Here is a 1,073-nt window from a genome sequence, read left to right as displayed (position 1 = left end):
CATGCCGGCGGGCTCGCCGGACAAAACGTCGCCCGGCGAGTTGCTCGAGGGCGCCGAATTCGCCAGGCTTCTCGCATCGGTGCGCGAGCGTTACGACTTCATCGTCATCGACGGACCGCCGCTATTGACGAGCAACGATGCGCTCGGCATCGTCGGCGCAGGCTGCGACGCGCATGTGCTCGTGTCGCGCGGTGGCTTGACGCGTGCCTCGGATGTTGAGGAGGCGCTGTCGCGTTTGACGAGCATTGGCGCGGATATTACCGGGCACGTGTTCAATACCTACACGGGGACGAACAAGATAATCGTCGAGCGTGTAACGACGCGCGGCTTCCCGGTTCGGACAGCGGCACGCCAGCGGGCGTAGTTCACGGGGGCCCGCACGTAGCGCCGGTGGAAACCGGCGGCGATCACGTGAGCGCCTTTCCGGCGGTGCTGCGTTTGCCGCGTTGGACTGCGACATTCATGAAGCGGTCGGAAGCGGGCGGCGGCTGACGGGGCCGGGCGTGTTGCGCACAGGTCGCGCCCAGCAACTCTTGCCCGGTCGCCTCGGCGATCGTCAGCTCGAGCGAGCCCGACGTCACATAGCGATCGCTTCAAAGCGAATCGAATATTCGCGTCATCATCTCCGCGCTTTTGCTCCAGCTGTATTGCGCCGCATGCGAATAACCCCTACGTTTCAGGTCCGCTCTGAGTTCGGCCGAGTCCAGCAAATTTCGCAGCTTTTCCGCGATGTCGTCACGCGAATAGGGATCGCAGTACAGCGCTGCATCGCCGCAGACCTCGGGCAATGCCGCCGATCGTCCCACGAGGGTCGGGCAACCCTGGCGCATGGCTTCGAGCGGCGGAATGCCGAAGCCTTCATAGATCGACGGGTAGAGGAAGCAGACGGCATGTTGGTACAGTGCCTTCAATTGTTCGTCGCTGATGTATCCGGCGTACTTGATGTTCTGCTCGGTGGCGGCAATATCGTCTTGCGTTCCGAAAACGGCGGCATTGCGCATGCCGACGATGACCAGATCCACTGACGCGTCGTTGAGTTGTCGGAATGCCGCGATCAGCCGGCCGAAGTTCTT

At 62.6% G+C, this 1,073-nt stretch carries 1 protein-coding gene and 1 pseudogene; one reads left to right on the top strand and one right to left on the bottom strand.

Features of this window, described 5'->3' with window-relative positions; genetic code table 11:
• Positions 1-364 (top strand): annotated as a pseudogene (locus tag JMF90_RS38160) (multidrug MFS transporter); the annotation flags it as partial.
• A gap of 229 nt (positions 365-593) precedes the next feature.
• Here the strand turns inward: JMF90_RS38160 and JMF90_RS38155 are convergent.
• Positions 594-1,073, bottom strand: a 480-nt coding sequence (locus tag JMF90_RS38155; protein WP_201326452.1) for a glycosyltransferase family 1 protein, incomplete at its 5' end; no start/stop codon positions are given.

Source organism: Burkholderia sp. E168m23 (genome assembly GCF_016586125.1).
Classification (GTDB): Bacteria; Pseudomonadota; Gammaproteobacteria; order Burkholderiales; family Burkholderiaceae; genus Burkholderia; species Burkholderia orbicola.
Note: the sequence above shows the minus strand (reverse complement) of the source record. Positions and strands in the feature narration are given on the sequence as shown.